The organism is Ferruginibacter sp., assembly GCF_031430955.1.
Lineage (GTDB): Bacteria > Bacteroidota > Bacteroidia > Chitinophagales > Chitinophagaceae > Ferruginibacter.
In genome coordinates this window covers 1-7,858 of sequence record NZ_JANPCM010000732.1, presented here as the reverse complement: position 1 = coordinate 7,858, position 7,858 = coordinate 1, and the positions used below count along the sequence as shown (strand labels likewise).

The window sequence follows — 7,858 nt, the reverse complement described above, 5'->3', positions numbered from 1 at the left end:
TTAAAGAAATTTCATCGGGGGTACCAATATTTACCGGCTGTGCATAATCACTCATTAATAATTTATAAATGCCTTCAACCAGATCATCTACATAACAAAAACTTCTTGTCTGGCTGCCATCGCCAAATACAGTTAAATCTTCGCCACGTAAAGCTTGCCCAATAAATGCAGGTAATGCCCTGCCATCATTTAACCTCATGCGTGGGCCGTAGGTGTTGAATATTCTTATGATCCTTGTTTCTACATTATGAAAAGTATGGTAGGCCATGGTTATCGCTTCCTGAAAACGTTTGGCTTCGTCGTACACACCACGTGGTCCAACCGGATTTACATTACCCCAATACGCTTCAGTTTGAGGATGTACTAACGGGTCACCATAAACTTCGCTGGTACTTGCTACCAATATTCTTGCATTTTTTGCCAATGCCAATCCTAAACAATTATGTGTACCTAAAGAACCAACTTTTAAAGTTTGAATAGGGATTTTTAAATAATCTATCGGGCTTGCAGGAGATGCAAAGTGTAAAATATAATCCAGCTTACCAGTTACATGAATAAATTTAGAAACATCGTGATGATAAAATTCAAACTCTTTTAATTTAAAAAGGTGTTCAATATTTTTAAGGTCACCGGTAATTAAATTATCCATACCAATAACATGGTATCCTTCTTTAATAAATCTGTCGCAAAGATGGCTTCCTAAAAAACCTGCTGCGCCTGTTATTAAAACTCTTTTGTTCGCCACTGGTATATTTTATTTATGATAATAAAAATTGCAAGAATTACTTAACTGTCCTTCTCCCCACACTTACATAATAAAATCCCATATCTTCCATAAATTTCAAATCAAATAAATTTCTGCCGTCAAAAATTACTTTATTTTTTAAAAGCGAAATTATTTTTTCAAAATCAGGTGTTCTGAATTCACTCCATTCTGTTGCAATTACTAAAACATCGGCATCTGTAAGTGCATCGTATTGCCTTTCAGAAAAAATTATAGTATCGCCTAAAATTGCTTTCACATTATTCATTGCTTCGGGGTCGTATGCATTTACTTCGGCACCTTCTTTTAAAAGTTCTTCTATAATATACAGGGCCGGCGCTTCTCTTATATCATCGGTGTTGGGTTTAAATGCCAAACCCCATAAGGCAATTTTTTTTCCTTTTAAATTATTATTAAAGTAGGCTTTTATTTTTGGCAGTAAATGCAGTTTTTGTTTTTCATTTACATCCATCACCGCATTCAATATTTTAAAATCGTAATCAATTTCATTTGCTGATTGAACCAAAGCCTGCACATCTTTGGGAAAACAACTGCCGCCATAACCAATACCGGGGAATAAAAAACGTTTCCCAATTCTTTCATCGCTGCCCATGCCTTTACGTACCATATCTACGTCTGCACCCATTCGTTCGCAAAGCTGTGCAATTTCATTCATAAAAGTTATTTTAGTTGCCAAAAAAGAGTTAGCTGCATATTTGGTAAGCTCTGCACTTTTTTCATCCATAAAAATTATGGGGTTGCCCTGGCGTACAAACGGAGCATACAGATCAAGCAATATTTTTTTTGCTTTTTCACTTCCGGTACCAATAACCACACGGTCAGGTTTCATAAAATCATCCACTGCCACACCCTCTCTTAAAAATTCAGGATTAGAAACGACTGCAAAAGAAGCCCCCTCCAAACCTCCCCCCGGAGGGGAGGCCTCTGCGGCACTTTTTAAAATGGTGTCTCTTACTTTATCTGCTGTGCCAACCGGTACTGTACTTTTATCAATAATTATTTTATAATCACCTGGGTTAATTAATTTACCCAAATGGTTTGCTACACCTAAAATATATTTTAAATCGGCGCTGCCATTTTCGCCGGGTGGGGTGGGTAATGCTAAAAAAATCACTTTAGCATCTTTTACTGCATCCTCAAGGGAAGTTGTGAAATGTAACCGGCCTTCTTTTTGATTGCGTAAAAATAATTTTTCTAAACCCGGTTCATAAATAGTTATTTGTCCGGCCGATAATTTATCAACTTTTGCTTTATCAATATCAACACAAATTACATGGTTACCAGTTTCAGCAAAGCATGTGCCTGTTACTAAACCAACATATCCCGTGCCTACAACTGCTATCTTCATACCCCTATCCCCTAAAGGGGGATCAGCTTTTTTAAATTTGAATAAATATTATTTTTCTGTAAATTCTAAAACTTTTTTTACAATAAAACTTTGCTGTTCTTCATCCAGCTCGGTATGTATGGGCAGGCTTATTACTCTTTCAGTAAGCCAGTCTGTTATGGGTAAAATAAAATTACTTCCGCCAAAAGCATCAAACATTTTTTGGCGGTGTGCAGGTACAGGATAATAGATCATCGCTGGTACGCCGTTATCGGCAAGGTATTGGTGCAATGCATTCCTGTCAACATCTTCAACTAACAAAGTGTATTGATGAAATACGTGTTTATTATTGGTATCTCTAAAAGGTACAGTTATCTTTTTATTATTTGCAAAAGCTTTGTCATAAAAATCTGCAGCTTTTCTTCTGGCATCAATATATTCATCTAAATGGTTCAGCTTAATATTTAATATTGCGGCTTGTACAGCATCCAACCGGGAGTTGCAACCCACCACATCATGATAGTACCGTTTGCTTTGTCCGTGTGAGGCTATCATTTTTAATTTTGCAGCCAGCTCATCATTATCCGTAAACATTGCGCCACCATCTCCATAAGCCCCCAGGTTTTTACTGGGGTAAAAAGATGTACACCCAATATGACCAATGCTGCCGGTTTTTTTAAATGTGCCATCATTAAAAATATAATCGTTACCAATTCCCTGGGCATTATCTTCAATCACAAACAAATTATGGGCATCTGCAATTTTCATTATCGCTTCCATATTGGCAGCATGGCCGTACAAATGCACGGGAACAATTGCTTTTGTTTTTGATGTAATGGCTTTTTCAACAGCAGCAGGGTCAATACAAAATGTTTTAGCATCTACTTCAACAAAAATGGGTTTTATATTTAGTAATGCGGCAACTTCTACTGTAGCTATGTAGGTAAAGGAAGGTGTAATAACTTCATCGCCTGGCTGCAGGCCTAAGGCCATCATGGCAATTTGTAATGCATCTGTACCATTACCACAGGGTACACAATGTTTGCTGCCATGGTATCTGGCAAGATTATCAGCAAAATCAGTCACCACTTTTCCACCAATAAAAACCGAGCTTTCTAAAACACTTATAACAGCTGCATCAACGGCCGTTTTTATTTTTTGATACTGTGTTTTAGTATCTACCATTTGTAAGGGCCTCATATTGCTTTTTTTAACGTGGGCAAAGATAGTATTCGGCAAGCAGTTGGCAAAGGGAAAAGGGAATTAGGATTTGGTAATTTGGAACCTGTCTGCCGACAGGCAGGTTTGGAAAAACATATGCTGTAACAGTTCAAACAGCAGATGGTTGAATTTTAAAATTGCTATCGCAATAGTCTTTTTTGTATAGATTTGTTGCAAAATAACTTTTGACTAAAATCTTTTATAACCTGTTTCTTTTTCTGTATTCGGCAGGCATCCGTATTGCTGCTTTATGGAATCCTAAAGCAAAAAAATGGGTAGAGGGGAGGCGGCAAATTTTTAGAGAGATTAATGATAAATTGTCAATTGGCAATAAACAACTGGCAATAGGCAATGAGCAACAAACAATAAGCAATGCAGCAATTAGTAATAACCTATTGCCCATTGGTCATTGCCAGTTAATTTGGATGCATTGCGCCAGCCTGGGCGAGTTTGAACAGGGGAGGCCTTTGCTGGAAGCATTGAAAAATAAAAATCCTGCACAAAAAATTGTACTCACTTTTTTTTCTCCCAGTGGTTACGAAGTGGTGAAAGACTACAAAGGCGCCGATTATATTTTTTATTTGCCCATGGATAATATTTTTTCAGCAAAAAAATTTATTGATGCTATAAATCCATCATTGGTATTATGGGTAAAATACGAATACTGGTTTTATTATTTACAGGAGTTAAAACGGCGGAATATTCCGGTGCTGTTAGTATCCGGTGTATTTAGAAAAAGCCAGCCGTTTTTTAAATGGTATGGCGGTATCTGGAAAAAAATGCTGCAAAATTTCGATCATCTTTTTGTGCAAAACGAAGTATCTAAAAAATTACTGCAAACCATTGGCATTAATCAAAACGTTACTGTAAGCGGTGATACCCGATTTGACCGTGTTATTGAAATTGCAAAACAACAATTAGACGATAATATTATAAAAGCATTTTGCCAAAACCAAAAAGTAATTGTTGCCGGCAGCACCTGGGAAGATGATGAAATTATTTTAGCCGCTTATGGTGATGAAACCAACCATGACCAAAAAATAATTATTGTACCACATGAACTGGATAAAGCACATCTTGACATGGTAAAAAAAATGTTTAAAAAATCAGTTTGTTATACCGAAGTTCAAAATAATACTTCTTTAATAAGTTCAATTAGCAATTACAATACTTTAATAATTGATACGGTTGGCATGTTAAGCCGCCTGTACAGTTACGGCCACATTAATTATATTGGTGGCGGATTTACCAACGATGGCATACATAATATTTTAGAAGCAGCAGTTTGGGGCAAGCCCATTATTATTGGAGAGAATTACGAAAAATATTTTGAAGCCGTTGATTTAATTGATTGCGCTGCTGCGGAAAGTATAAGTGATGTAAACGAATTAAAAGAAGTGATGGATAACTGGCTTACTGATGAAATTGCTTATAAGGAAAGTGGTAAAGCCGCAAAAGAATATGTGTATGCAAAAGCAGGAGCAGCAAATAAAGTAATGGAGTATATTTATGTAAATAGCACTATATGATAGCGGATAATTTTCAGATATTTCTTTATAAAAATTGTAACTTTAAATATGAGTTTTATCAATAAGATTTATTTGAATACTGCTGTTATAAGTTTTCTTTACGCAGAATTAATTAATTATGAAAGCTAAAACACCAAAAGTACAAGTAGATATTTAGGAGGCGAAAGAGAAACTTTATGAGGTGGTAAAAAATTTATCTCCCGATGAACAAATAAAAAAATTATTAAGTTCGGGAAAATCGTTCCCGGATGAGATAAGGCGGTTAAAGGAAGAGAAAAAAATTGCCCACTGATATATTTATGTAAACCGTCTCCTCACCAATTGAATAAATTGTTTTACTGTTTCGTTGCCTTCGCTCCAACCAATTTTAGTTTTTAATTCTCTTTGTATCCAGTATTCTGCCTCGGGCAAAATAGAAAAACTGTTAATTGTTTTTATACTGCGTTCGTACATATTCTCATCGCCACGGAACAATTCGTTGATGTACAAAAAACGATCATTAATACCAATCGCTTTTTTTAAATCCCTTATCGGCACTTCGGTTAACGAATCGCCTAAATCAATTTTCGATTGTTTTAATTTATCGTTTAAAGAAGCATTGTTGGCAGCAGCAATTTCATTTATCTCTTTTTGCAAAACGGGTTTTGACGGTAAATAATGTGCCAGTGTGGGAATATCCTGTTCTTCTTCTTCAAAAGCTATAGAAGGTTTATTATGCACACTAATTTTTTGCATCGCTTCCGCATTGCGTTTTATTTCTTCCAGTTCTGCTTCTATTGCGGCTTCATCCACCTGCAGCACTTCCACCGTTTTTTCTTCTTCTTGTTTAGCAGCAGGCGCTATTGTTTGAGGAATATCAACACTAATGCCACCATTGTTTTCCGGTGCACCATTAGCCCGAGCATGCGTAAGCTCTGCCTGCAGCATTTGTACGGTTAACAATAACTGGCCTGCAGTTGCATTGGCTGCAAACTGCTCCTGTAATTTTTTTATGAGTGTGTCCACTCTTTGCATTTATAATTATACTTTTGATGCCCTGTTAGTAAAACGGCTAAAAATTTAGTGGCCTAAGTTACAAACACAATTTTAAAAAAATATATAAATGTTTATAGAACCAAATTTTGGTGGCGAAAGAAGGGGCTGGATTGAAGTGATCTGCGGCAGCATGTTCAGTGGTAAAACCGAGGAATTGATAAGAAGATTAAAGCGGGTAAAAATTGCCAATTTAAAAGTAGAAATTTTTAAACCCGCCATGGATGTACGTTACGACGCCGAAAAAATTGTAAGCCACGATACCAATACTATACTTTCCACACCGGTAGAAAGTTCTCAAACCATTTTATTGCTGGCGCAGGATGTAGATGTGGTGGGCATTGACGAAGCCCAGTTTTTTGATGCTGAAATTGGCAATGTTTGCGAATTGCTGGCATTAAAAGGCATTCGTGTAATTGTTGCCGGCCTCGATATGGATTACACCGGCAAACCATTTGGCCAAATGCCCGGCCTTTTAGCCAAAGCCGATTACATCACCAAGCTCCACGCCATTTGCGTAAAGTGCGGCAATATTGCCAACATCAGTTACCGTAAATCTGCCGAAGGCCCACAGGTTTTATTAGGCGAAATGGATATTTACGAACCCCGTTGCAGGCATTGTGCTCAGGAGAAGTAAGTATCATTAATTTTTTGTCGTTTCAACGCAGGAAAATTTTGCGTCGGTAAAAATTATATAAAACGAAAACACCCCGAAAATTTCGGGGTGTTGATATAAAATTTCTAATGATTAATCTTTGCCTGGGTTCCGTAGCTTGCTATGATTCTTGCTATACAAAAAGTATATAATTACACCAATCAGTAACCAACCACCAAGTCTTAACCAGTTTGTCCAGCCCAAACCTACTATCATAGCTCCACAAACAAGAATGCCCAGAATTGGAACAATTGGTACGAGAGGGGTTTTAAATGCTCTTGGCATATCAGGATCCGTTTTTCTTAATATCATAACAGCAGCACATACCAGCATGAAAGCAAATAAAGTTCCTATACTTGTCATATCGCCAACAATATCTCCCGGCACAAATGCAGCGAAAGCCCCAACTACAACTAAAAATATAAGGTTGGCTTTATATGGAGTTTTAAATTTAGGATGTACATCGCTAAATATTTTTGGTACTAAACCATCACGGCTCATAGAATAAAACACACGGCTTTGTCCAAGGAGCATTACTAATATTACTGATGAGAAACCGGCAAGAATTGCAACTGTTACTAATTGCCCGAGCCATTTATAACCTGGCATATAGGTATTAATGGCCTGCGCTACAGACGCTTCTTTTCCAGTAGTTCTGAAAAATTCTACCGGTGCAAGTCCTGTTAATACATGGGCAAATAAAATATAGAGAACTGTACAAATTGCAAGTGACCCAAGAATACCAATGGGCATGGATTTTTTGGGATTTTTCGTTTCCTGTGCAGCAGTACTTACTGCATCAAATCCAATGAAAGCAAAAAATACAACACCTGCTGCTCCAAGTATTCCCATTATTCCTCCATAGGTGTGGGATATTCCCTGATGATCTGTATATGTGCTTGGTTCCGGAATGTAATTAGCGTGGTTTTCACTATTTATAAAACCCCAGCCAAGTATAATAATCAATACAACAATTGCAACTTTAGCAATTACAATTAATCCATTTACAAATGCAGATTCTTTTGTTCCTTTTATTAAAAGTAAACTAAGTAATGCAATGATACCAAATGCAGGTATATTCATTATACCACTAACCCCATCAACTGAATGTTCGAAAGGGGAGTGGCACCACTCATAAGGGATAGCTTTCCAATGTAAAACGTTTGTGAGTAGATTATTTAAATATTCGCTCCATGCAATTCCAACTGTGGCAGCACCAACTGCATATTCCAGCATCAGATCCCATCCAATTATCCAGGCCATAAATTCTCCCATGGTGGCATAAGTGTAAGTATATGCACTACCAGAAA

General features: G+C 36.9%; 7 protein-coding genes. 2 read left to right on the top strand and 5 right to left on the bottom strand.

The window, feature by feature from the left end:
• The 3 genes from ACY65O_RS21005 to ACY65O_RS20995 all read right to left on the bottom strand — a co-directional run.
• A partial coding sequence (locus tag ACY65O_RS21005) for an NAD-dependent epimerase/dehydratase family protein (protein WP_462222822.1) occupies positions 1 to 745 on the bottom strand: 745 nt, incomplete at its 3' end.
• 37 nt (positions 746 to 782) lie between these two features.
• Complete coding sequence (locus ACY65O_RS21000) at positions 783 to 2,132, bottom strand: UDP-glucose dehydrogenase family protein (protein ID WP_462222821.1); 1,350 nt, start codon at positions 2,130 to 2,132, stop codon at positions 783 to 785.
• Between the two features lie 48 nt (positions 2,133 to 2,180).
• A complete protein-coding gene (locus ACY65O_RS20995) occupies positions 2,181 to 3,311 on the bottom strand; it encodes a DegT/DnrJ/EryC1/StrS family aminotransferase (RefSeq protein WP_462222820.1) in 1,131 nt (376 codons plus the stop codon).
• 206 nt (positions 3,312 to 3,517) lie between these two features.
• Between ACY65O_RS20995 and ACY65O_RS20990 the strand changes: the two genes are divergently transcribed.
• Positions 3,518 to 4,861: a 3-deoxy-D-manno-octulosonic acid transferase gene (locus tag ACY65O_RS20990; RefSeq protein WP_462222819.1), complete on the top strand. Its 1,344-nt coding sequence runs from the start codon at positions 3,518 to 3,520 to the stop codon at positions 4,859 to 4,861.
• A 297-nt stretch (positions 4,862 to 5,158) separates the two neighbouring features.
• On the opposite strand, the gene ACY65O_RS20985 is transcribed toward ACY65O_RS20990, so the two are convergent.
• Entirely contained in the window at positions 5,159 to 5,875 is a 717-nt protein-coding gene (locus tag ACY65O_RS20985) for a hypothetical protein (protein WP_462222818.1), read from the bottom strand.
• An 88-nt stretch (positions 5,876 to 5,963) separates the two neighbouring features.
• On the opposite strand from ACY65O_RS20985, the gene ACY65O_RS20980 reads away from it, so the two are divergent.
• Positions 5,964 to 6,530, top strand: coding sequence for a thymidine kinase (locus tag ACY65O_RS20980; RefSeq protein WP_462222817.1), 567 nt, complete (start codon positions 5,964 to 5,966; stop codon positions 6,528 to 6,530).
• 111 nt (positions 6,531 to 6,641) lie between these two features.
• Here ACY65O_RS20980 and ACY65O_RS20975 read toward each other — a convergent pair.
• Positions 6,642 to 7,858 (bottom strand): amino acid permease (locus ACY65O_RS20975; RefSeq protein WP_462222816.1); only part of this gene is annotated, 1,217 nt, incomplete at its 5' end.

Coding starts and splice junctions, on each gene's coding strand:
- ACY65O_RS20980 (WP_462222817.1), top strand. CDS start 5,964: ATGTTTATAGAACCAAATTTTGGTGGCGAAAGAAGGGGCTGGATTGAA.
- ACY65O_RS21000 (WP_462222821.1), bottom strand. CDS start 2,132: ATGAAGATAGCAGTTGTAGGCACGGGATATGTTGGTTTAGTAACAGGC.
- ACY65O_RS20985 (WP_462222818.1), bottom strand. CDS start 5,875: ATGCAAAGAGTGGACACACTCATAAAAAAATTACAGGAGCAGTTTGCA.
- ACY65O_RS20995 (WP_462222820.1), bottom strand. CDS start 3,311: ATGAGGCCCTTACAAATGGTAGATACTAAAACACAGTATCAAAAAATA.